This window comes from Enterococcus sp. AZ084 (assembly GCF_051714905.1).
In the GTDB taxonomy this organism is placed as follows: domain Bacteria; phylum Bacillota; class Bacilli; order Lactobacillales; family Enterococcaceae; genus Enterococcus_B; species Enterococcus_B pernyi.
In genome coordinates this window covers 2471145-2494703 of record NZ_JBIOSS010000001.1, presented here as the reverse complement: position 1 = coordinate 2494703, position 23559 = coordinate 2471145, and the positions used below count along the sequence as shown (strand labels likewise).

Annotated in this window: 21 protein-coding genes; 16 read left to right on the top strand and 5 right to left on the bottom strand. The window is 37.5% G+C overall.

What is annotated here, in order from left to right; translation table 11 throughout:
• The first annotated feature begins 176 nt into the window (after positions 1 to 176).
• From IGI79_RS11260 to IGI79_RS11230, 7 genes are all read left to right on the top strand, one after another.
• Positions 177 to 1418 carry an ABC transporter substrate-binding protein gene (locus IGI79_RS11260; protein WP_438845995.1) on the top strand — a complete coding sequence of 414 codons (1242 nt, stop codon included), beginning with the start codon at positions 177 to 179 and terminating at the stop codon, positions 1416 to 1418.
• A 157-nt stretch (positions 1419 to 1575) separates the two neighbouring features.
• The gene (locus tag IGI79_RS11255; protein ID WP_065097048.1) at positions 1576 to 2451 is read left to right on the top strand and encodes a carbohydrate ABC transporter permease; all 876 of its coding nucleotides are present in this window, start codon (positions 1576 to 1578) and stop codon (positions 2449 to 2451) included.
• Positions 2452 to 2462: 11 nt separating this feature from the next.
• The gene (locus IGI79_RS11250) at positions 2463 to 3296 is read left to right on the top strand and encodes a carbohydrate ABC transporter permease (RefSeq protein ID WP_065097049.1); all 834 of its coding nucleotides are present in this window, start codon (positions 2463 to 2465) and stop codon (positions 3294 to 3296) included.
• A gap of 20 nt (positions 3297 to 3316) precedes the next feature.
• Positions 3317 to 5110 carry a glycoside hydrolase family 2 protein gene (locus IGI79_RS11245; protein ID WP_335883034.1) on the top strand — a complete coding sequence of 598 codons (1794 nt, stop codon included), beginning with the start codon at positions 3317 to 3319 and terminating at the stop codon, positions 5108 to 5110.
• Between the two features lie 30 nt (positions 5111 to 5140).
• Positions 5141 to 6541 (top strand): glycoside hydrolase family 43 protein, encoded by a 1401-nt coding sequence (locus IGI79_RS11240; protein ID WP_438845994.1) that lies wholly within the window; start codon positions 5141 to 5143, stop codon positions 6539 to 6541.
• Positions 6542 to 7208: 667 nt separating this feature from the next.
• Positions 7209 to 8204: a hypothetical protein gene (locus IGI79_RS11235; protein ID WP_104775833.1), complete on the top strand. Its 996-nt coding sequence runs from the start codon at positions 7209 to 7211 to the stop codon at positions 8202 to 8204.
• Positions 8205 to 8329: 125 nt separating this feature from the next.
• Positions 8330 to 8872 carry a hypothetical protein gene (locus IGI79_RS11230; RefSeq protein ID WP_438845993.1) on the top strand — a complete coding sequence of 181 codons (543 nt, stop codon included), beginning with the start codon at positions 8330 to 8332 and terminating at the stop codon, positions 8870 to 8872.
• 910 nt (positions 8873 to 9782) lie between these two features.
• Here the strand turns inward: IGI79_RS11230 and IGI79_RS11225 are convergent.
• From IGI79_RS11225 to IGI79_RS11215, 3 genes are all read right to left on the bottom strand, one after another.
• Positions 9783 to 10292, bottom strand: coding sequence for a hypothetical protein (locus tag IGI79_RS11225; protein WP_019723835.1), 510 nt, complete (start codon positions 10290 to 10292; stop codon positions 9783 to 9785).
• 1534 nt (positions 10293 to 11826) lie between these two features.
• Entirely contained in the window at positions 11827 to 12342 is a 516-nt protein-coding gene (locus IGI79_RS11220; RefSeq protein WP_438845992.1) for a hypothetical protein, read from the bottom strand.
• Between the two features lie 219 nt (positions 12343 to 12561).
• The gene (locus tag IGI79_RS11215; protein WP_034686848.1) at positions 12562 to 13515 is read right to left on the bottom strand and encodes a glycosyltransferase family 2 protein; all 954 of its coding nucleotides are present in this window, start codon (positions 13513 to 13515) and stop codon (positions 12562 to 12564) included.
• 205 nt (positions 13516 to 13720) lie between these two features.
• Between IGI79_RS11215 and IGI79_RS11210 the strand changes: the two genes are divergently transcribed.
• Positions 13721 to 14185 carry a methylated-DNA--[protein]-cysteine S-methyltransferase gene (locus IGI79_RS11210; protein WP_010734626.1) on the top strand — a complete coding sequence of 155 codons (465 nt, stop codon included), beginning with the start codon at positions 13721 to 13723 and terminating at the stop codon, positions 14183 to 14185.
• Positions 14186 to 14271: 86 nt separating this feature from the next.
• On the opposite strand, the gene IGI79_RS11205 is transcribed toward IGI79_RS11210, so the two are convergent.
• Together IGI79_RS11205 and IGI79_RS11200 are read right to left on the bottom strand one after the other, a co-directional pair.
• Positions 14272 to 15315, bottom strand: coding sequence for a YeiH family protein (locus IGI79_RS11205; RefSeq protein ID WP_438845991.1), 1044 nt, complete (start codon positions 15313 to 15315; stop codon positions 14272 to 14274).
• A gap of 122 nt (positions 15316 to 15437) precedes the next feature.
• Positions 15438 to 16406 carry a TDT family transporter gene (locus tag IGI79_RS11200; RefSeq protein ID WP_019723785.1) on the bottom strand — a complete coding sequence of 323 codons (969 nt, stop codon included), beginning with the start codon at positions 16404 to 16406 and terminating at the stop codon, positions 15438 to 15440.
• Positions 16407 to 16696: 290 nt separating this feature from the next.
• On the opposite strand from IGI79_RS11200, the gene IGI79_RS11195 reads away from it, so the two are divergent.
• From IGI79_RS11195 to sufC, 8 genes are all read left to right on the top strand, one after another.
• Complete coding sequence (locus tag IGI79_RS11195) at positions 16697 to 17506, top strand: LysR family transcriptional regulator (RefSeq protein ID WP_438845990.1); 810 nt, start codon at positions 16697 to 16699, stop codon at positions 17504 to 17506.
• A 199-nt stretch (positions 17507 to 17705) separates the two neighbouring features.
• Positions 17706 to 18893 (top strand): FtsW/RodA/SpoVE family cell cycle protein, encoded by a 1188-nt coding sequence (locus tag IGI79_RS11190; protein WP_010734630.1) that lies wholly within the window; start codon positions 17706 to 17708, stop codon positions 18891 to 18893.
• 6 nt (positions 18894 to 18899) lie between these two features.
• Positions 18900 to 19256 carry an arsenate reductase family protein gene (locus tag IGI79_RS11185; protein WP_010734631.1) on the top strand — a complete coding sequence of 119 codons (357 nt, stop codon included), beginning with the start codon at positions 18900 to 18902 and terminating at the stop codon, positions 19254 to 19256.
• Between the two features lies 1 nt (position 19257).
• On the top strand, positions 19258 to 19596 hold the full coding sequence (locus IGI79_RS11180) for a glycine cleavage system protein H (protein ID WP_010734632.1): 339 nt from the start codon (positions 19258 to 19260) through the stop codon (positions 19594 to 19596).
• Between the two features lie 384 nt (positions 19597 to 19980).
• Positions 19981 to 21015 carry a methionine ABC transporter ATP-binding protein gene (locus tag IGI79_RS11175; protein WP_410300447.1) on the top strand — a complete coding sequence of 345 codons (1035 nt, stop codon included), beginning with the start codon at positions 19981 to 19983 and terminating at the stop codon, positions 21013 to 21015.
• Positions 21008 to 21694 (top strand): methionine ABC transporter permease, encoded by a 687-nt coding sequence (locus tag IGI79_RS11170; protein WP_065097059.1) that lies wholly within the window; start codon positions 21008 to 21010, stop codon positions 21692 to 21694. Before IGI79_RS11175 ends, IGI79_RS11170 begins: the two co-directional genes overlap by 8 nt.
• Positions 21695 to 21717: 23 nt before the next feature.
• A complete protein-coding gene (locus IGI79_RS11165; protein ID WP_065097060.1) occupies positions 21718 to 22566 on the top strand; it encodes a MetQ/NlpA family ABC transporter substrate-binding protein in 849 nt (282 codons plus the stop codon).
• A 212-nt stretch (positions 22567 to 22778) separates the two neighbouring features.
• Positions 22779 to 23552 (top strand): Fe-S cluster assembly ATPase SufC, encoded by a 774-nt coding sequence (gene sufC, locus IGI79_RS11160; protein WP_195339005.1) that lies wholly within the window; start codon positions 22779 to 22781, stop codon positions 23550 to 23552.
• Positions 23553 to 23559 lie beyond the last annotated feature (7 nt).

Here is a 23559-nt window from a genome sequence, read left to right as displayed (position 1 = left end):
ACAAAATTGTAAAATGATGGAATTTACCGTAATAAGCTTGTTAAAATAATATTGACAGCGCTTTATTTTTATAGTAACTTTACGGTGTAAACATTGGTGGACGTTAGTCTAACAATTATGTTTATTGATAATCAGGTATCATTTTACTTTTTAGTTAAATAAAAGGGGTGTGGAAATTGAAAGTAAAAAAATTAATTGTTTTAGTTGGAACAAGCTTATTATGTACGGTGTTGTTAGCTGCTTGTGGTGGAAGTAATAGTTCAAGCAATGATTCGGAAATTTTGCTTTGGTCTTCGACGACGGGACCGGACGGTGAAAAAATCCAAAAAACGGTTGATCAATACAATAAAACAAATCCAGACTTTAAAGTAAAGTTAGTTAGTATGCAAGGTGACACCTTTACTTCGAAGTTGACGACTGCTGGAAAATCTGGCAAAGGCGTCCCAGATTTAGCTTTGATTGCATCGGAAGCTTTACCCACGTATAAGAACCAAGAGATGCTTGAGACTTGGGATGACATGATTGAAGGAACTGAATTGACACGTGGAAATTATGTAGAAGCTGCTTGGGATACTGGTGTGGTGGAGGATAGTCAATACGGGATTCCAGCAACGATGGGTTCGTGGGTGATGTATTACAACCAAGATTTGGTGGATAAATATGTTCCAGGAGCATTGGATGATGGCGTAGTGACATATAAAGAAATCAGACAGGCTGGGGAAAAAGCAAAAGCAGATGGTATTTATAGTTTTGGCTATACATGGGGCATGCAAAATTATTCTAATCTTTACCAGCAAATGGGTGGAGAATGGCAAGATGCACAAGGAAACATCGCTATCGATAATGATATTTCTTACAATGCCGTTCAAGAGTTTAAAACGCTATATGATGCCGGCTATATGGTCCCAGATGGCGAAGATGCAAACAAACTTTTTGCAAACCAACAGCTGATTTTTCTTCCAGAAGGAACATGGATGTTAAGTAATATGGAAGGAATAAGTGACTTCACTTGGGGTCAGACATTTACCCCGCAATGGGATGCTGGGCATATCGTTCAAGGTTCAGGCGTCGATCAGTTTGCGATGCTTAAAACGAGCCAAGAACGTTCGGATGAAAAGAAAAGTGGTATGATCGACTTTCTCACTTGGTTACAAGCAAACCAACTAGAGTGGGTCAAATCTGGCGCAAATCCAACTTCCTTAGCAATGCTAGACAATGAAGAATATGTGGAGATGCCACAATCATTCTTGTTGAAAACAGAAAAAGGACAAGCGGCAATTTCTGTCAACACGGTTGATGGCTTATCTTACATTTTTAGTGAATATGATAATCGTTCATGGGATATGATCACAGGAAAAGCAGATATCCAAACAACTTTTGGTGAGATCCAAAAAGTCGTAGAAGAAAAGATGAAATAATATTCTCACTTGGAGACTGTGGCAGAAGGAAGAGTGACCGTAAAAAGAATTCAGTCGGTTTTTTGATGGCTAGGAATTCTGATGGGTAGGCTAAATTGCTGTCACAGTCGTTTCTTGTTGAAGGGTTGACTAGAAATACAGAGAAGGATGTGTATTGATGAAAAAAAGATTAAATGCCTGGCCAGTCGTTTTTATTGGTCCGCATATGCTCCTTTTTCTTTTATTCTTTTTAGTTCCTGCAGTTATTGGGATTTATGTTTCTTTTACTGAATGGGATTTGTTCAGTACGCCGATTTTTATCGGATTTGATAATTTTAAAACGATTTTATTTGATCAAGACTCGTTATATCATACGCAATTTTTTAATGGAATGAAAAATACGCTGTTTTTTGCGGCAATCTCAGTCCCACTATGTATCGCGATCCCTTTATTGTTAGCAGTTGCGTTGTCTACTAAACCAAAATTGATGCGTTTTTTTCAATCGATTCTTTATTTGCCTACATTATTTGCAATCTCTGCGGTCATGATCATTTGGGGATTTCTTTTGAGTAAATCATTCGGACCAATCAAAGAAGTATTCGGCATCGATATCAATTTTGTGGGCACTCAACCATGGGCTTGGATCGCTATTTTGATCGTGACGATTTGGTGGACATTAGGTGGGAATCTGATTATTTATGTGGCTGCATTAAATGGTGTCTCAAAAGAACAGTTAGAAGCAGCGGAATTAGATGGTGCGAATAGTGTTACTAAATTTTTCCGTATTTCTTTACCTAGTATTCGCAATCAACTCATCTTTACAACGGTCATGACGACCATCGCTCAGTTTAATATCTATGGTCAGCCACTAATGTTGACAGGAGGCGGACCCAATAATTCCACTCGGGTGTTGATGATGTATATCCAAGAAAATGCCTTTGGTAGTAGCACCTCGGTTGCAGGCATTTCTTCAGCGATGGCCATTCTATTAGGTTTTGTGATCATGGCAGTTTCGATTGTGCAATTTCTGGTCATCAAAAAAATGGAAAGATAGGAGGGAAGAAGATGCGAGAAAACAAACTAGGGAAAAGGATTGCCTTTATTTTACTAGCAATCGTGTGCGTCATTTGGATCTTTCCTTTGATATGGGCGATTTTCACCTCATTTAAATCAGAGGCAGAGATTCAAAAGGTTGGGTTCAGTTTGATTCCACAAGATTGGACACTTGCTAACTTTTTGAGCTTGTTACAGGGCAATGATTCTTCTCCTGTGTTCCGCTGGTTTGTGAATTCCATGATTATTTCAACTTCACATACCCTATTAGTTATGGTGATCGTCTCGTTTGCGGCCTATGGCTATACACGACTCACCTTTAAGGGAAGAGATATTATTTTTGCTTTATTGTTAGGAACCATGATGTTTCCCGGAGTGGTCAATTTGATCCCGAACTTCAAAATCGTTGATACTCTAGGTTGGACAAATACATTTCTAGCAGTCATCGTACCTGGAGCAGCAGGTGTTTATAACATTTTCCTCGTTCGACAGTTCATTTTAGGAATTCCCAAAGAATTGGATGAATCGGCTGTGATCGATGGGGCAAATGAGTTTCAAATTTTTTATTATATCATTTTACCGCTGATCAAACCTGTATTGACTGTGGTTGCATTGTTTAGTTTTACTGGCTCATGGAATGACTTCTTGTGGCCATCGATCGTGATCAACGATATTGATAAATTACCGATCACACCGGGGCTGCAATTGCTGCAAGGACAATACATGACCTATCCAGGAATTGGAACTGCTGGTGCAATCTTGGCGTTGATCCCTACCTTTTTATTGTATTTGGTGGCGCAAAAGAGCTTTATGGCGTCGATGTCGTTGCAAAGTGGTATAAAATAATTTGTTTTTTTGGAGGAAATATGATTAGAGAAGAATACCCGAGACCGCAATTTGAGAGAGGGAATTGGTTAAGCCTAAATGGTGAATGGCAATTTGCCTTTGATGACCAAAATCTTGGTTTGAAAGAAAAGTGGTACACAAATGAAGCAAATTATGCTTACAAGATCAATGTTCCTTTTGTCTATCAAAGTGCATTAAGTGGCATTGATCAGCGAGAAGTTCATGATATTGTCTGGTATTATCGGACATTCAATGTACAGGTTCCTGAAGAAAGCCGTGTCCTTTTGCATTTTGGTGCAGTGGACTATGAGGCAGATGTATTTGTCAATGGACATCATGTGAAAAATCATTGCGGAGGGCACACCTCTTTTGATATCGACATTACGGATGCTCTTGTGGTGGGAGAAGAACAGATACTAAGTGTGCGAGCATTCGATCCGCATTTTGATGAAAGCATTCCACGTGGGAAACAATTTTGGGAAGAAGAATCAGCAGGGATCTGGTACACAAACTCAACGGGGATCTGGCAGCCGGTCTGGCTAGAAGTAGTTGCTGCGACCCACTTGCAACATGTGAAATTTACTAGTGATTTTGATGCTGGTGCCGTGATGATCGATGTTGAATTGAACCAGTTAAAGCCACAATTAGTGTTAGAGTATCAAATCTATTTTAAAGGTGCTTTAGTCATCAGTGGGGCTGCAGAGTTTGTGACTTCTAAGTTAAGTTTTGCAGTCGATATTTTTCAACAACAAATTTTTCGGACCAATTTTCATCATGAGGGCTGGTCTTGGACGCCCGAAAATCCGCAATTATTCGATGTGGAATTTACTCTTACAGAAGCAGGAAATGCGATCGATCAATTAAAAAGTTATTTTGGTATGCGTAAAATACAGACAGAAAATGGCATGATCTACTTAAATAACAAACCTTACTATCAGAAGTTGGTTCTCGATCAAGGCTATTGGCCTAATGGCTTATTGACTGCCCCAACGGATGAGGCTTTTAAACAAGATATCTTATTGGCAAAAGAAATGGGATTTAACGGTTGTCGTAAACACCAAAAAACAGAAGACCCGCGCTTTTTATACTGGGCAGATAAATTGGGATTTCTGGTTTGGGGCGAGTGTGCAGCACCGGCGATCTATACCGACCTTTCTGTGACGCGCTTGATGCAGGAGTGGGCAGAGATCATTACTCGTGACTATAGCCATCCTTCGATCGTCACTTGGGTACCGATCAACGAGAGCTGGGGTGTACCAAAAATCTCTTTTGATCGCCAACAACAGCATTTTTCTCAAGCAATGTATCACTTTATCCATTCACTAGACCAGCAACGATTGGTTATTTCAAATGATGGTTGGGCGATGACGGAGACAGATATTTGTGCGATCCATAATTATGCTCATGGCCAAGAATCCGAACGGCAAAAGTATCTGTATTTTAAAGACAGTCTCAGCACGAGAGAAAAATTGGTGAATCGAGTATCAACACCATGGCCGATTTTCGCTGGAGGATTTTCTTATCAGGATCAGCCTATTTTATTAACCGAGTTTGGCGGTATTGGCTTTGATGTTTCTGGGCAACCAGGTTGGGGTTATACCTCAGTGGAGAATAAACAAGATTTCTTGAAGGATTATCAACGAATAATGACGGCTGTTTATGATTCTGTTGGGCTTTGGGGTTATTGCTATACCCAATTGACAGATGTCGAGCAAGAAATCAATGGGCTACTGACTTATGACCGACAACCGAAAGTTGATTTAGCAGCTATTAAAGAAATCAATGATCAGTTCCACCCAACGCAGGTGGAATAATCCGATTGTTGTGGAAAGGGGCGATGCCTGATGGGAAGATCAGTGGCTTGGCTCAGTAGTGTAAGTGTCCTGTTTGCTGCGTTTGTGATAACAGGTTGTGGGGCTGGAACTGACACGGGGGAAGAAGTGTCCGATTTTACTTCTATTATCGATAATGATGGAGCGGATCCTTGGATCTTGCAAACGGAGTCTTACTTTTATTATACCAAAACGACTGGGAATAATTTAACGCTATGGCGTGCTGAAAACCTCTCTCTCGTGGCAACCGGTGAAAAAAAGATCATCTGGGAAATGCCAGAAGAATTTGAAAGCATCTGGGCACCGGAGCTTCATTACTTAGATGACCGTTGGGTGATGTATTTTGCAGCGAATCGCCCTTCAGAAACTCACCGAATGTTTGCGTTAGTTAATCATCAAACAGACCCATACATGGGGGAGTGGCAATTGGAAGAGATCAAAGGGATGGATGATAAATTTGCGATTGATGGCACCGTCTTAGAGATAAGTGACAAACGCTATTTTCTTTGGTCTGGTTGGGAAGGATATGAAAATATTGCTCAAAATCTTTATTTAGCGGAAATGGTTTCTCCTACGGAAGTAGTTGGTGAAAAACGGCTTATCTCAAAACCAGAATATGAATGGGAAATGCGTCAAACGCCATTGATCAATGAAGCCCCTCAAGTGATCATCAAAGATAAGACAGTCAATTTAGTATATTCTGCGAGTGGGAGCTGGGACAACGATTATGCGCTAGGTCTTATGACCCTAGATGTAGCTGATGATCCGCTAGAAAAAGCCAATTGGCAAAAGAAACCAGAGCCAATTTTCCAACAGACGAACACTGTCTATGGACCCGGGCATAATGGATTTGCTAAATCAAAAGATGGCTCTGAAGACTGGTTGATTTATCACGCTGCTCGATGGGATCATTCCGGTTGGGAACGTTCGATCCGCTTGCAAAAGTTTGGTTGGGATCAAGAAGATAAGATCCTGCTGGAACCTCCCTTGGATGAATGGCGCGTTCAATCGTTGCCAAAAGCTGAGCCGAATCGGATGAGATTAACCGCCAGTCGTGCGTTGCTTGAAGGTGATTTAGCGATTGTCGAGGATGATGCGGCACTCTCTAAGAAAGTCGTACAAGGATTTGAGTCAATTACTGACAAAATCATTTTTACCCCGCAGATCGAGAAAGCAACTGAATCTCTAGTGATTGTCTATGTCAAAACGAACGATCCTCTTATCATGAATGAACCGATCCGGGTCAAGATCGAAACGAAACAAGCAAGTCAGTTGGTGGATGTGTATCCTTCCGAATATTATCAACCGCTACAAGTCCGCATGAAATTACCAAAGGGAGAGCAGGAAATCATGATTTCGTCCGAAATGGGGGTTGATACCCTGAGTATTGATCGTTTAGAAATCGTAAAATAAAGAATATTGAGAAATTCTTCCAACTAACAACGATTGGTGACACTCATTTGGTTCATACTAATTTGTCTTTATATGATCTAGAATGAGTCTTAGACTGTAGACAAACTCTTAAAGCTAGAGTTTTGTTTATAGTCTTTTTAACGTTAGTTGTATAAATAAGTTGGGTTCTTTGTCAAACGATGTAAAGAGAAATCTTAGAATGATTGGTTGATCTGAAACAAAAGCAAAATTAACTTTTGTCTTTCACCTTAAAGCCGAATAAATGACAGAAACAGAAGTGAGCTCTTTTTCATTTCATTAAAAATCCTTTTCTGTGCCGTATCATGATTCGCAAGTTAAAGTGATAAAAACTTCGAAAACCATTGGCTTTTTTTGATTTAGGAAATATGAGCGAGAAATTTCTATAGCAGTATCAAAAGCCAATATTTTTTTATACTGGTACTAGGTAGGGTGTTTACATAAAAGTAAAATAAATGAGCGAAAATGAACGGAGAACAGATAAATTTTAAATAACTAACATTACATATTTTTATTTATATAAATATGCCCAATAAGAAGTTAGATTACATTTGGATACTCTATTCTATTGATGAAGCTATCCTCTGAAATAAAAAATATAAACATGCTAGGCAATGCATCATAAGTCTAGATTAAGGAGAAAATCAAAATGAAAAAAATTCTATTTTTCGTTGGGGTGTTTGGAATAGTAACATTAGGTGATGTCGTCTCTGCACACGAAATCAATCCATTGAGCGAGCGAGAAAGGGAAATTGCAAATAAGGTAGTTAATTCAGTCGATTTTTACGATAAGGTAAGTATATCCTTTCGGGAAAAATATGGAAATTTATCTGACAGGGAGTATCAAGTACAAGCAAAAATGGACTTTTCTAAAGGGATTTTGGATGAAGAATTCGTTGAGGTATTTGAAAATGAAACAACAGGTGAGCAAAAAGCAATCATCTATGATAAGTCTAAGAATAAAAATTTAGTTGATGTAAATTTTAAAGAAAACGATTACTTTGTAAGTCAATATACTGTTGCTATTGATCGAGCCAATAAGGGGAAATCAATTGAAAGCCGATTAACAAAAAATGGTTTAGGAGAAACGGTTTTGAATCAACGAGATTCTGTTTTACCGCTATCTATGTCAGCAGATGCTGTCTTTTCACAACTTTATGGTGCCCAACTTTTTTCTCTCTATAATCATTGGGAAATCATTCAGACAGAAAAGCTACTGGGAAGGGATGTTGTTTTGCTTGAAGGAGAGTATCCAGAGGAATTTGGGTCAAAAGTAAACGCTCAAACTTTTAAAGCATGGATCGATGAAGCAACAGGAATTATTCTTAAGTTTGAAGGTTTCGCTGATTCCATCATGACCAATTATTTGATCGTGGATACGATCGACTTTGATTCAGAAGTAACAATCAGAAACATAGAGGAAATAAAAAAAGATAATTTAGATGAATATAAATTTCCAATAGAAAAACAGTATTCCGGAGATGGAACTTTAATTAGTGTAAAAAAACCTAATTTAGCTGAGCAACCACTGATTGATTTATTTGTTCTTGATAATGACCATTTAACCGGTCAAGGAACAGTCACTAATGAAGGCTTCAATTGGATTTCAAATGCATCTATATTTTACGGGAAGAAAGATATGTGAGTAGCGATAGTCAAGTCTGATACTTTTATGAAATGGTGGACATACCAATTATTCGCGTATGTTCAACAAATCATGTGGTAATCCTTTTTATTTTTTTTGAAAGATAGGAGAGTGAATAAACTAGAATGAAGAAACGGATAGTATCTATCTTGTTGTTTGTATTACTAATTACTGGTTGTAGTAACGAATCAAGTACAGGACAATCGCAAACAAGAGACAGCATGGAGGAAACAATAGAAAGTACTTCTTTACAGGAAATAACTGATTCAGACCAGTTGACATTCGAGGAATATAAAAAAGCCTTTCCTGATCCTGGACAAGTTGATGAAGCCTATCAGAAATTAAAAATAAAAAGTGATATCTCCCACGACCAGTTACAAGATCTCTTGATCAAGTATTCTTGGAAACTGGAGGGTGGAGGTATCTTGATCTTCAATGAATCAGGTGAAGTACAGCGAATCAATCTGTCTGGGCAGATAGAGTATGCTGGAATATATTCAGTTAATCAAGATAACTTCTATTTAGAACCAGATCCAGCAAGTGTGAACTATGCGAATGTGATCAAAGATCATAAGTACAGGATCGAAGCAGATAAATTGTTTTTATTCAGCGAGGAAGTGAAAGAACATCAAGTTATTATGTATCCTATGAAAAAAATAGTTCCATAAGCAACTGTTTTTTATGGGTATAAGTCTCAATCGTTTATACTTATTGGTTAGGAAACGAATAAGTATAAGCAATTTTTCATTGGATGGATTGGAAGTTTAATCGATTGGATGAGGAGAGTTATTTAAATTAGTAGATCTAAGGATAAGCATAGTGGGGAAGATATTCGTTAAACTATCTTTCTCTCTAATTTTTTGTATTTTATTCAATCATATCAACTTTGTCAAATATCCAGTAATCAATGCAATAATGGCAAAACAAATTGTTATGTAGACTAAATAAATCATTTTAATCTGCCAACTTAAAACTTTGGATTGTTCTTTTAAGTCAGTAAGAGAATATGTTTTGAATTTATTATTTTTATTAAGAATTAGGTAGTTATTAAGTATCATTTCTTTTATGTAGTACCATTTTTTTAGACCAAGAAGACATATGGTTAATTGAGATAGTACGGAAAAAAAGGAATACAGTAGCTGTCCGCTATATAAAAAATATACTGTTACAATCCCTATTGTTAATCCTAAAAAGATACAAAAGTTGGTGTATTTTAATATACGTTTATAGTGTTCTAAGGCTCTGTACTCAGGGGAAGGCAAATCTTTTTTGAATATTGTTTTTTTGAATTTCTCCATCTTATAAACAAAAAAACCTAAAGAAACAAAAGAGATGTAGGTTAAAAATAGAAAAAAGGAAGCAAAAACTACAAGTAAATTATGCATAGGAACAGAACCTTTCTTGTTAATGTTTTTCGGGAAAGAATGTATAAATAAAAGTCAAAGTACGAAGTAGCTATAAGTAAAATTGTTATGTAAGAATCAAACATAATTTTTATTCTAAGTTTGGTTTTATATGCTATAAAAAAATGATATCTATCGTAAAAAAACGCTAGAACCATCAATAAAGGAAATATTACTATATTATTTTCATCAGTAAAGTTGAGATCAAAAGTAACATATAAAAGAAAAAAGTGAGATAAACTGAACAAATCATTTTATTTTGCCAAGATAAAATCATATCTTTCTCTTTTTGATCGTTAAAGTAGTATATCCAATATGATTTTTTTTTAGCTATAATCAGATATCCGTGGCTAATGTTCTCTTTAAAGTAGTACCATTTATTTAAACTTAAAAATAAGAAGACGATTCCTAAAAGTAGTAAAAGAGTAGAGATAGTTAAGATGTTTTTCAAAAGTAGGAAGGCCGAAATACCAGATGAAACTGAACCAAAAAGAATATATATATTGCTTTTTCTCACTATACGATTATATAGTTCTGCTTTATCAAGAGCAGGAGAAATGATTTTCTTTGAGTAGATTTGTTGTTTGAATGTTTCCATTCGATTATTAAAGAAAACTAAAGATATAAGTGATATTATCATAAGACCTAAAATACCAAAGTTAAGTATTCCGAGTAATTTGTGCATATTCATGCTCCCTTCTTTTCAAATCACTGATATAGGAATAGAATTTAATTTTAAAATGTAGGTCTGGATAAAACTAGTATCCAATAATGTTGCTCATTCAAGACTAAGATAAATTATTTAAACAGCAGTACATAAAGCTTGTGCTTATGTATCACGGATTCGATTCTTAGGCTGTAGTGTGCTGCTTTAAGGTCAAAGTACAAAGTAACTATAAGTAAAAAAATGATATCTATCGTAAAAAAACGCCAGAGCCATCAATAAAAGAAATATTACTATATTGTTTTCATCAGTAAAGTTGAGATCAAGAGTAACATATAAAAGAATAAAGTGAGATAAAGTGAAGAAATCATTTTATTTTGCCAAGATAAAATGAGGTTTTGCTGTTTTTGATTCTTAAAGTAGTATATCAAATATGATTTATTTTTAGCTATAACCAGATATCCTTGGCTAATGCTCTCTTTAGAGTAGAAACATGTAGTTAAACTCAACAACAAGAAGAAGATTCCTAAAATTAAAAAAAAGGTAGAAAGATTCAAGATGTTCTTTGAAACTAGCACATTTGAAAGGATAAACGAAATTGAAGTCAAAAAAATGTATTGATTACTTTTTTTTAACATACGAATATATATTTCTGTTTCATCAGAAGCTGCAGAGAAAATTTTTTTTGAATATATGTATTGTTTAAATAATTCTATTCGATTACTGATTAATATCAAAGATACAAGTGAGATTAACATAAGACCTAGAATACCGAAGTTAAGTATATCTAAGTAATGATACATGGTATTGCCCCCTTTTTTTCAACTCAATAGGATATAGTAGTAGATAAAACTGATGTATTACGGATTGAATTGTTAGATTAGTCCTATTCTAATATAGATATACGGACAATCTATTGGATATTGACAAGCAAGATAAAACAGGCTGCAGTACTATCTTTTTTACAGTTTAGTCATTAAACCAATAAACAGTGACAAGGAACCAAAAATAAATATCAAGTAAACCGAGTAGATCATTTTGCTTTGCCAGGATAGGACTTTTTGTTTCTCTTCTAAATTAGTGAAAAAATAAGTAAAATGATTCTTTTTTTTAGTAATGATTAAATATCCTGCTAAAATTGTTTTTTTTAAATATCGCCATTTTTGTAAAGCTACAAGACAAAAAATTATACCTAGGATAATAAATAGTATGGAGAAAGGTATGTTATTCTCGGTTATAAAAAAAATTGACAAAATACAAGAAATTAATGAGAAAAGTATAAAACGATTACTTTTTCTAAGAATCGGAATATATTCATTTGCTTCAGCTGTACTGAAACTCAGAATATTACGTTTAATTACTGTCTTTTTGAACACTTCTATCTTAGTGTTTATGTAGCTCAAGAATACTAATGTAATTAACATAAGTAATAAAAAAAAATAACTGGTCATAACCAAGAAATTATGCATGCTGTTTCTCCTCTTTCATAAATATGTAAACCTTCTTGAATAACTTTCTGCATAGTGCCTTACAGGGGAAATTTACTTAAACATTCTTACAAATCAAAAATTTTAGAACAAATAATACAACTTACAATTATAATAGCTGAAAAAGCTCCTAGATATGCGAGTACAAGCATGATTCTTTGCCTAGAAAGAATCTTTTGTTGCTCTTCTGGTTCTGTAAAAAAATAGATAGAATATAGTTTTTTTCTGTAGGTTACCAGGTAACCTAGAGAGATTGTTCTTTTAAAGTATCGCCATTTGTCTAGAGATAAGTGTAAGCAGAGTACAGCAAATAAGGCACCGCCTAAAGCTAAGTAATAATTGTTATTTAGCAAAAATATACCAGCTATGATACAAGAAGTTAAGCCAGTAAAAACAAATAGATTGCTTCTTTTCGTAATCAAATAATACTCTTTTGTGTATTCAATATCTGGTAATAAGTATTTATTCTCGAAGATTTGTTTACGATATTTTTCCATTTTCAAAACAAAAAAAGCCGATGAGAATAAAAATATATAAAGAAGAAAGAGAAAAAAGTAAGCAACTATTACTAAAAAATTATCCATGTAACAACTCCATTCTTGCTGATTAGTCAAAAATCAAACATAAAAAATGCTATCAGCTATAATTAACAGATAGAAACATTATCATCTATAAGTATACGCAATGAATGGATAGATAAAACGCAATCAGTTAAAACAACTATTTATAATGAGAGTTATTTTAACTGGCTATCATAAAGAAAAAGCTACCCTCTAATTTTAAAGGATAGCTTTATTCATTGATTATTTGTCTGTTTGTTCACCAATTTGGTGGGCTTTTTGTTTTTCTGTTTCTCGAACGATATAGACTGGGCGTTTTTTCGTTTCTAGGAAGATTTTTCCGATATATTTCCCAATGATGCCAAGACAAAGGAGTTGGATTCCGCCGATGAATAGGACGATTGAAACGAGTGAAGGCCAGCCGGATGTTGGATCACCAAATAATAACGCACGTAAAATAATAAATAAGATGGCGATTCCTGAACCGATACATGATAATGCGCCAACAAATGAGGCGATGTTCAATGGCGTGTCAGAAAAATTGACGATCCCATCAATTGAATAGTTGAATAATTTCCAAAATGACCAAGACGTTTCACCGGCAACGCGTTCGCGATTTTCAAATGAGAGATACTCTGTTTTGAATCCTACCCAACTGAATAGTCCTTTTGAAAAGCGATTGTATTCCGCTAATTCTAAGACCGCATCCACCATTTGGCGAGTCATCATGCGATAATCTCTTGCACCGTCAACCATTTCAGTATCACTGATTTTATTGATCAATTGGTAAAATTTCTTCGCAAAGAAACTACGGATAGCTGGTTCACCTTCACGAGTAGAACGGCGTGTACCGATACAATCGATATCGGAGTTGATGACTTTATCGATCATCACTGGTAATAATTCAGGCGGATCTTGTAAATCGACGTCCATGACAGTGACAAGGTCTCCTGTAGAGGCTTGCAGGCCGGCATATAGTGCGGCTTCTTTTCCAAAATTTCGTGAAAAAGCGACAAAACGAACGGATTCATGTACATTCGCTAATTTTTTGATGGCAGCTAATGTACCATCACTGGACCCATCATCGATAAAAAGATACTCGAACTCGTAATCGCCACGAAATTTTTCGACTTCATCAAAAAAAAGTGGGACAGTTTTTTCTTCATTAAAACAAGGGATAACAATTGATATTTTCATGTTTTCGTTCCTTTCAACCATGTTTTCTCCTATAACTAGTGTAAATAAAAGTATGTTTAAATAACAATGATATAAGATGATTATCTTTATTATAAGGGCCGTATACAGTGTACCATCTCTATGTCATTAAATAAACTTTTAGGTTGATTTTTTTCTAAGAATCATAGATGATAAATAAAATAAGTGATGAGGAAGGCGGACAAAAATGAAAATTGAAACACCGATCGGTCCTTTATGGCTTGATGCCGATCAAAAAGGATTAACAGCTGTCTCTTTTGAACGAATTTCTGAAAATGAAGAAGCAAATGCTCAGATTTTATCCTTGGCAAAACAACAGCTGGAAGAATATTTTTCAGGTGAAAGACACGTTTTTGATGTACCTTTATCTTTCCAAAGAGGAACAGCCTTTCAACAAAAGGTTTGGCGAGTGCTCACAAGAATCCCTTATGGACAAAGTCGCACATATAAACAAGTGGCACAGGCAATCGGACAACCAAAGGCAGCTCGTGCGATTGGTCAAGCCAATCGTTTGAATCCTCTACCAATCGTTATTCCTTGTCACCGAGTGATTGGGCAAAATGGACAATTGACTGGGTATATGGGGAAAGCTGAAAATGGATTAGTGATCAAACGGCAACTATTAGTGCTTGAAAATATTTTAGCTCATTAGGCTGTACTACTAGCTGACAATACAGATAAATAAGCACCAACACCTCGAAATAGAAGATCTTTCCGAGATGTTGGTGCTTATTTTACTTATAGTTTGATCAACCAAATAAAGAATAAAGCCATGATCGTTTGTAAAAGTCCCACAGTCAATCCATACGTCAAGAATCGTTTTCCTTCTTTCATGAACTTTGCAAAATCCAAACGTAAGCCAATCGCGGCTAATGCAGTGACCTCAAACCAACCACTAATAAAACTAGCGCTTTGATCGATCACATGGGGAATGGTGAAGAAGCTGTTGATTAAACACACGATCAAGAAGCCTAAAACGTACCAAGGAAGTGGCATTTTTCGTTTGTGGTTTTTTGGCGTATACGTAGACGAGACGGCCGGCTGTTTTTTTGTCATAAATTTTTCAAAGAGGAATACCACGACCACAAGCATCATGATCCGCATGATTTTAAACAGCATCGCAAATTGCACGACTGAAGCATCTAATAGACTTGCTCCAGCAACCACTTGTCCAACGGATTGTAAAGTACCACCTATAAGTGCACTTTTTTCGATCAGTTGATCACCAAAGAGTTGGAGACCTAAAAAGGGAAGTGTCAACATCATCACTGTTCCTAAAAGATTGACCAAGGTAATGACTTGGCCCTTTTCTTCTTCATCTGCATGGATCACTGGAGCAATCGAAGCAATGGCTGAAGAACCGCAAATGGCGTTTCCACCTGCCATCATCAAGGCAAAGGTATCGCTGAACAACAGTTTTTTTTCGATGAAATAGGCACCAAGAATCGTGACAGTCATTTGGAGTAACACGAAAGTTACACCTTTGATACCAATCTGTGCAATCGTTTGGATCGTCACAGTTGCACCAAGCAAGAAAACGGAACATTCTAATAGTTTACTTTCGGCAAATTTGGTACCCACCGCAAGTTCAGGTTGCTTAAACAAGGTGTTTCCTAAGACGATGCCAAGTAAAATCGCAATCGTTCCTGCACCGAGTTGTGGGACAAAGGGCCCCAATAGCCGACTAATGACTGCGACGGAAAAGGCGAGTAGTAGTCCGGGTAAGATTTTTCGGCCACCAAATTTTTTCAGCGTTTTTATATAAGTGAATAAAGCATTCATCTGATTCTTTCCTTTCATTTAAGAAAAAGTTTTTCTAAAATATAGTATCATTTATTTGTTTCTTCGTGAATACAAAAAAACCTTCTGCCTTTTTACTAAGTGAAAAAGACAGAAGGTGAAGTCTATTCTATCAATCCCTTTGAAAGGTGATGTTTATGTTGACTGTGTTCTTTAATCAAGTAGATGGCATAGTGTCCTAAGACGTAAGCGATCATGCCACAGGCAATCAAACACTCGATGACTTTCAATCCATCTAAGATCCCTGTAGCAAACCCTAGTTGATGGAAATAAGCAGTGGCAGTAGAGATTGCTGTAGCAGAGATCACCAATGGGAAAGTAAAGGCTGCAAAGCTTGGATAAAAATCAAGCAATAACAGACGTGGTAACATGGCTAAAACGATAAAGTAAAGTACTTGCGAAACAAGGAACAACGTCATGACTAAGGCCAAATTTGGGTCTTCAAAGTTTTTTAAGTACCCTGTCAGGCACAAAGAACCAGGTGCTGCAAGAATCGCAATCAATGGCAAGGTTGGTTGCGCCATATTTTTGACAAAGAAAATTCGATGGATGATGATTGGCAGTAATACTACATAACAAGCTAACGAAAGCCAGAAGAAGATCTTTCCAAGAATCGGAGAAAAGTTTCCGGCAGTTACTGTGATGACACCAAAACCAACATACACGATAAACCAGCTTGGAAAAATTGCTTCTATTGACAAGTCTGCTTTAACTACATGATGGTAATTAAAGTACAGAACCAAGATGATTTGGAAGATCACTGCGGCTAACCAAATCAATTTGACGATTGGCGCAATTGATTTGAAAGAAACAAAATACGTACAGATGACCATCAAAGACATCGTAAAGGTCGGCGAGACGGAAGCGACGATTGGATCATATAGATGTTGCTTCGTGTGTTCAAATAAAAGGATCAGTTTGCCGATGATCAACAGCATCAAAAGCATACCGATCGCGCCTACAAAATTTCCTAAATGTGTCAAATGATAGTCTTTTAAAAGATTCCCTAAAGAAGTCAATCCAAGGATCAACCCACAAATCGGGATCGGAACAATCTTCAAGAAATGCTTCATACATTACTCTCCTTTTTTATTGATAATCAAGGACAGACTCGTTGCAACGATAAGTAGCCAACGATGAAAACTGCTTGTTACGAAGAATAGTAAAGTTTTTCAATGGGAAAAAACAAATCGCATGGATGCTTCTCCTTATCGTTGCAGTAAGCTGTCTGGAAGGTTGTGAGGTGTGTGTAACTGAAGGTCCACAACCTGTTCCTTACACTTTTCATTATAAAGTCTTTTTGATATATTTAAATCAAATAGTTATTATAGTTACTATAAAAAAAGATAATGGAAGTGGTTAGATGTTTAAGTTATTAACAACCTTTCGTGTCGTTTATGAAACAAGAAATTTTTCGCGAACCGCTGAATTACTCTATTTGTCTCAACCTGCGGTGTCCAATCAAATCAAACAATTGGAGCGGGATCTTGGGGTGGAACTTTTCCAACGCAATGGACGACAAGAGATGAAGCCGACAAAACAAGCGGATTTACTTTATGAACGAACATTGGTTTTATTGGAAGAATGGGAAACAACACAACAACAATTAGCGGATGAAAAAAATGAAGAAGAAGTGTGCCGAATCGTCGCTTCCCATACATTTGCTGTGTATTTATTGCCTCAATTGATGAAAGAGTTGATCGTGCGTTTTCCAAAAATCAAGTTTTCGATTGCTTTTGCGAATTCTCATGAAAGTTTGGAGCAAGTGGCAAAACATGAAGCTGATTTTGGTTTTATCGAAAAACCTTTAGAAACAACCGGCGTACAACGCTTTTCTTTACTTGAAGATGCGTTGGTCGTTGCAGGTGATCCTAAAAGTGAACTATGGCTAGTCAGGGAATCTTCTTCAGGCGTGTTCCATTACACGCAACGTTATTTTGAAGAAAAGAATATCCAAGGGAAGAAAATGCTTGTAAAAAGTAATGAGGTCATTGTGGCGATGTTGAAAGAAGGAATCGGCCGATCCATATTATCCAAACGAGCAGTACCAAAAGGGATACACGTTGAACCTTTAGCTGAATCTCGTCAGTTCTATTTGATCCAACGGACCCATTTGACCTCTGAACGGTTATTAGAAGTAGGAAATGAGATCTTGGATTTCTATAAAAAGTAAAAGAAAAAGTGAAAAATATCAGACAGAATCAATAGAACTTCTCCCTTGAATAAGCGTTTTTTTCGTTTTTATCTTAAGAAAGGATAAAGAGAAATGAATAAGATTAATTTTTCGCAAATCTCATTTGCTTTGGCTTTCATTTATAGAAGGAGACAGCTATAATATAGGGCAGTATGGTTTTTAGGAAAAGGGATGAAAAATGGAAAAAAAAATAAAAACTTCGAATGATAACCGCATCGATTACGGAGTCATTCTACCAGTATTTTTATTATGTTTGATTGGGATTTTATCCTTATACGTCGCATTGACACATGATCCAAATGGTCCCTCTGTGACAAGAGGTGTCGGGATGCAAATCATTTGGTACCTTGTGGGAGCAGTAGCGATTGCAATCGTCATGCGGATCAATTCAAAATGGATCTGGAAATTGACACCTTATCTCTATGGACTAGGATTGCTTGTTATGGGGTTGCTCTTACGATTTTACGACCAGAATCTGGCGGCAAGTACCGGTTCAAAAAACTGGTTCCGCTTTGGAAGTGTCACATTTCAACCAGCCGAGCTGATGAAGATCGCTTATATTTTGATGCTGGCGTTGATCGTAACGAAGCACAATACGCAAGTCAAAGTTCGAACAATCAAATCTGATTTTTGGCTGATTGCAAAGATGTTGATCATTTCGATTCCTGTGATTGCGTTAGTCATGGCGCAAAAAGACTTTGGGACGATGCTCGTCTTTCTGGCGATCTTTGGTGGCGTCTTTTTGATGTCAGGGATTTCTTGGAAAATCATTGGCCCGATCTTTGCTTTAGCATTTATTGTGGGTGCCGGAACGATTTTCCTTGTGACCACAGAATCAGGAAGAGAATTCCTGTATACTGTTGGGTTCAAATCTTACCAATTTGCCCGAATCGATTCTTGGCTCGATCCATTTCATGATACGTCGGGCTTTAGCTTCCAACCCGCCCAAGGGATTTTAGCAATCGGAACAGGTGGCATGTTCGGAAAAGGTTTTAACGTCAGCAACATTTACGTGCCAGTCCGAGAATCGGATATGATATTCACTGTCATTGGCGAGAATTTTGGCTTTATTGGTGGCGCATTTGTCATTTTCTTGTATTTTGTATTGATTTATCGTATGATACGTGTCTGCTTCGATACGAACAATGAGTTTTATGCCTATATCGCAAGTGGATTAATCATGATGCTCTTATTCCATGTCTTTGAAAACATTGGCGCAAATATCGGCTTACTTCCATTAACTGGGATTCCATTGCCGTTTATCAGTCAAGGGGGTTCATCGATCTTAGGGAATATGATTGGGATCGGATTGATCTTATCTATGCGTTATCAAAATGAAGCACCGGTAAAAAATTCTAGGAGGTAACGCAAGTTGTTTACTTTTTATGAGTACCCAAAGTGTTCCACTTGTCGAAAAGCCAAGGCTTGGCTCGACAATCATCAAGTAACGTATCAAGCGGTCGATATGGTCAAAGATACGCCTACGGCAGAAACGATCGAATCATGGTTGAAGCATTCAGATGTGCCGCTTCGCCGTGTCTTTAATACAAGCGGGATGAAATATCGTGAACTTGGTCTAAAAGATCAAATCGATGAATTATCCCTCACAGAAGCAAGTCAGCTGTTATCTACGGACGGCATGTTGATCAAACGACCATTGATCGTCAAAGACAATCAACTGGTCACAATCGGTTTTAATGAAAAAATATACGAAGGAGCATTCAATTAAAATGGCTGGGAAACACTTAAAGAAGAAAGATAACCTTTGGATTTTATTTAATGGAAAAGAATACTGTGTAGGTTTGACAAAAGAAGCGCAAGAAGATCTAGGTGAGATCACGTTTGCCAACTTACCAAAAATCGGTAAAGCGTATCAAGCAGGCGATGCACTAGTTGAAGTAGAAGCAGAAAAAGCAGTCACTGAATTTGCAAGTCCATTATCTGGAACAGTCTCATCTGTGAATGAAAAAATCAGTGAGAATATCGCTGTTTTGAACGATGAAGATGAAATGACTGCGTGGTTATTGAGTTTTAAAGATGTCGATGCAGCAGAATTCGACGCATTATAAGAACGAAAGTGTTCAAATAAACGTTTGACACCGATTCTTGTAACTGCTATAATCATAAACAATCATAACGAAAGCTTTGATAAGAAGAGTACATGTCACAGATGTTTCAAGAGAGCCCGGTTTGCTGTGAAAGGGTAACGGAAATGAGATGGAAGATGGTCTTAGAGCAGAGTGAGTGAGCGCAAGCAAACTGACTACGGGCGTGCCCGTTATAGCACAGCAGTATGCGACTAGCGTCAAGTACTGAACGAGGTTGTTATTGTGAAATAGCAGCGAATCAAGGTGGTCACACGGAAGTCTAAACTTTCGTCCTTTTGCTAAACGCAAAGGACGAAAGTTTTTTTGTTGTCTAAGAGAAAATAAGTAAAGAAAGATGTGAACGATATGTCATTGATCCAATTGACGAATGTCAAGAAAACATTTGGCGGGAAACATGGGACGATCCACGCTATCAACGACGTTTCACTACAAGTGGAACAAGGCGACATTTACGGTATCGTCGGTTATTCCGGTGCGGGTAAGAGTACCTTAGTCCGTTTATTGAATGGCTTGGAATTACCTACGGATGGTCAAGTAATTGTCAACGACCAAGACATTACTAAGTTAAAGAATAAAGAATTACGCGTTTTTCGTAAAAAAATCGGCATGATTTTTCAACATTTCAATCTATTGTGGTCACGTACCGTACTAGAAAATATCCAGTTCCCTTTGGAATTAGCCGGTGTACCGAAACAACAACGGAAAGAAAGAGCAGAAGAATTGCTCCGTTTAGTCGGTTTGGAAGGACGAGGACAAGCTTATCCGTCCCAATTATCTGGTGGACAAAAGCAAAGAGTCGGGATTGCTCGTGCGTTAGCCAATGAGCCAGAAATCCTCCTTTGCGATGAAGCGACAAGTGCATTGGACCCACAAACGACGGAAGAGGTCTTAGATCTATTATTGGCAATCAACAAAAAATTGAACTTGACGATCGTTTTGATCACTCATGAAATGAACGTTATCCGTAAAATCTGTAACAAAGTAGCGGTGATGGAACGTGGGCAAGTCGTGGAAGAAGGCGATGCGTTGACCGTTTTTCGCAATCCACAACAAGAAGTCACGAAACGTTTCGTCCAACAAGATATCGAACCAGAAGCTGAATCCACTGAATTATTGGCAGAGTTGATTAAAGAAAATCCAGACGGTCGCTTAGTGACATTGACCTTCAACGAAACGAATGCCAACGAACCAGTGATTTCTCAAGCCATTCGTCGTTACAATGTCGATATCAATGTCGTATATGGGAAAATCAAGCAAACCAAAGAAGGCTCGTTTGGTTCGCTGACTACCTTGATGATCGGAGAGGAAAACGAATTGGATCAAGCAGAAAACTTTATTAAAGAGCAAGGCGTTGGAGTGGAGGTGATCCATCATGGATAAAAGCTTCACAGAAACCTACCTTGATTTCAGCCAAATCAACATGGAGACGATGCAACAAGCCATCATGGACACGTTATACATGACGTTGATCTCCATGGTCTTAGTAACCATCATCGGTTTGATCCTTGGTTTGATTCTTTACTCGATCGGTCGCAAAAATAAACCGTATGCGCGGGTCATTTACGGCATCGTTTCGATCATTAGTAATATATTCCGATCGACACCATTCATGATCTTGATGGTCTTGATCATTCCTTTTACCAAAGCAATCGTGGGAACGATGTTAGGCGCACAAGCAGCGATTCCAGCTCTCGTGTTGTCCGCTGCTCCTTTTTACGCTCGACTTGTAGAAATCGCGTTTCGCGAAGTCAGTCCTGGGGTCTTAGAAGCCGCAGATGCGATGGGGGCGAGCTATTGGGAAATCATTTGGAAAGTCTTGATACCTGAAAGTGTCCCAGCTTTGATCTCGGGTTTGACTGTAACGACGATCTCAATGATCGGTTTTACTGCCATGGCAGGTGCAATCGGTGCCGGCGGTCTAGGTGGCTTGGCTTGGCAAGAAGGCTACCAACGTGGTAATTTAACAGTGACTTTTGTCGCTACCTTGATTATTTTAGTCATTGTATTTATTGTTCAAGGAATCGGGGATTTCTTAACGAAGAAAACAGATAAAAGATAGTAGGAAATAGGAGGATATAGGATATGAAAAAGAAAATTTTTGGATTTGCAGCAACGCTTTTACTGACAGTTGGATTAGCCGCATGTGGAAACGGCGGAAGCAGTAGTGACTCATCAAATGCATCAGACGATACAACCTTGAAAATCGGCGCATCACCAACACCACATGCGGAAATCTTAGAACATGTGAAGCCGCTCTTGAAAGACGAAGGCATTGATTTGGAAATCGTCAAATTTGACGACTATGTTTTGCCAAACCAAGCATTATCAGAAGGCGACATTGATGCGAACTATTTCCAACACATCCCTTACTTGAACAAAGAAATCGACGAAAAAGGCTATGATTTTGTCAATGCCGGTGCTGTCCACATCGAACCAATGGGCTTGTATTCACAAAAAATCAAAGACATCTCTGAATTAGAAGATGGCGCAACGATCATTACTTCAAACTCAGAATCTGACTGGGGACGGATCATCACGATCTTGAAAGACGCTGGATTAGTCACAGTCAAAGATGGCGTTGATTTAGAAACAGCCACATTTGATGATATCGATGAAAATCCTAAAAACTTGAAATTCAATCACACGATCGATCCAGCATTATTGGCTTCTACTTACCAAAATGACGAAGGCGATCTAGTGGCTATCAACGCCAACTTTGCTTACGGCGCTGGATTGAATCCGTTAGAAGATGCGGTATTACTAGAAAAAGATAACTCACCATATGTCAACATCATTGCGACACGTAAAGGTGACGAAGACAGCGACAAGATCAAAAAATTGATCGAAGTCTTACATCAAGAAGATGTTCGTCAATGGATCGAAGAACAATGGGAAGGCTCCGTAAAATCTGTCGATGCGGATGCAAAATAAAACCTGTAAAGTCTGGGAATGATTCCCAGGCTTTTTTTGAGAAAAAACGAACAAAAATTATTTTATTCAGTTTATAAAGATTATCAATTGAAAATGATGTTTTATTTGCAATAAATCAAAATTATGACATTTTTAACTGGTTGAGGCGTTGCGCTTCATTCTCAATTAGTCTAAAATAAGTGAGAACGAATCAGAATATGGAGGGGAACTACATGTCTGTCTTAGAAATAAAAAACCTACATGTGTCGATTGAGGACAAGAAAATCCTTAAAGGCGTGAATTTAACAATGAAAACAGGAGAAATCCATGCCATCATGGGACCAAACGGAACAGGTAAATCGACCTTGTCTGCTGCAATTATGGGAAATCCGAATTACGAAGTAACTGAAGGAGAAATCCTTTTTGATGGGCAAAATGTCTTAGAGCTAGAAGTAGATGAACGTGCGCGTTTAGGTCTGTTTTTAGCCATGCAATACCCAAGTGAGATTCCAGGTATCACGAATGCCGAATTTATGCGTGCAGCGATCAATGCGACACGTCCGGAAGATGACAAGATTTCTGTCATGTCATTCTTGAAAAAGTTAGATGAAAAGATGGCACTCTTGAATATGCCAGAAGAAATGGCTGAACGTTATTTGAACGAAGGCTTTTCTGGTGGAGAGAAAAAACGTAATGAGATCTTACAACTCTTGATGTTAGAACCAACTTTTGCGATTTTAGATGAAATCGATTCTGGATTAGATATCGATGCACTGAAAGTCGTGGCAAAAGGCGTGAACGAAATGCGTGGCGACAACTTTGGTGCCTTGATCATCACTCACTACCAACGCTTGTTAAACTACATCACACCTGACGTAGTCCACATCATGATGGAAGGTCGTGTCGTGATGACTGGCAGTGCAGATCTAGCAAAACGCCTAGAAGCCGAAGGATATGCAGGCATCAGTAAAGAATTAGGAATCGACTACAAAGAAGAAGAAGCGTAAGGAGGAG

Coding starts and splice junctions, on each gene's coding strand:
- IGI79_RS11255 (WP_065097048.1), top strand. CDS start 1,576: ATGAAAAAAAGATTAAATGCCTGGCCAGTCGTTTTTATTGGTCCGCAT.
- IGI79_RS11250 (WP_065097049.1), top strand. CDS start 2,463: ATGCGAGAAAACAAACTAGGGAAAAGGATTGCCTTTATTTTACTAGCA.
- IGI79_RS11245 (WP_335883034.1), top strand. CDS start 3,317: ATGATTAGAGAAGAATACCCGAGACCGCAATTTGAGAGAGGGAATTGG.
- IGI79_RS11240 (WP_438845994.1), top strand. CDS start 5,141: ATGGGAAGATCAGTGGCTTGGCTCAGTAGTGTAAGTGTCCTGTTTGCT.
- IGI79_RS11235 (WP_104775833.1), top strand. CDS start 7,209: ATGAAAAAAATTCTATTTTTCGTTGGGGTGTTTGGAATAGTAACATTA.
- IGI79_RS11230 (WP_438845993.1), top strand. CDS start 8,330: ATGAAGAAACGGATAGTATCTATCTTGTTGTTTGTATTACTAATTACT.
- IGI79_RS11225 (WP_019723835.1), bottom strand. CDS start 10,292: ATGCACAAATTACTCGGAATACTTAACTTTGGTATTTTAGGTCTTATG.
- IGI79_RS11220 (WP_438845992.1), bottom strand. CDS start 12,342: ATGGATAATTTTTTAGTAATAGTTGCTTACTTTTTTCTCTTTCTTCTT.
- IGI79_RS11215 (WP_034686848.1), bottom strand. CDS start 13,515: ATGAAAATATCAATTGTTATCCCTTGTTTTAATGAAGAAAAAACTGTC.
- IGI79_RS11210 (WP_010734626.1), top strand. CDS start 13,721: ATGAAAATTGAAACACCGATCGGTCCTTTATGGCTTGATGCCGATCAA.
- IGI79_RS11205 (WP_438845991.1), bottom strand. CDS start 15,315: ATGAATGCTTTATTCACTTATATAAAAACGCTGAAAAAATTTGGTGGC.
- IGI79_RS11200 (WP_019723785.1), bottom strand. CDS start 16,406: ATGAAGCATTTCTTGAAGATTGTTCCGATCCCGATTTGTGGGTTGATC.
- IGI79_RS11195 (WP_438845990.1), top strand. CDS start 16,697: ATGTTTAAGTTATTAACAACCTTTCGTGTCGTTTATGAAACAAGAAAT.
- IGI79_RS11190 (WP_010734630.1), top strand. CDS start 17,706: ATGGAAAAAAAAATAAAAACTTCGAATGATAACCGCATCGATTACGGA.
- IGI79_RS11180 (WP_010734632.1), top strand. CDS start 19,258: ATGGCTGGGAAACACTTAAAGAAGAAAGATAACCTTTGGATTTTATTT.
- IGI79_RS11175 (WP_410300447.1), top strand. CDS start 19,981: ATGTCATTGATCCAATTGACGAATGTCAAGAAAACATTTGGCGGGAAA.
- IGI79_RS11170 (WP_065097059.1), top strand. CDS start 21,008: ATGGATAAAAGCTTCACAGAAACCTACCTTGATTTCAGCCAAATCAAC.
- IGI79_RS11165 (WP_065097060.1), top strand. CDS start 21,718: ATGAAAAAGAAAATTTTTGGATTTGCAGCAACGCTTTTACTGACAGTT.
- sufC (WP_195339005.1), top strand. CDS start 22,779: ATGTCTGTCTTAGAAATAAAAAACCTACATGTGTCGATTGAGGACAAG.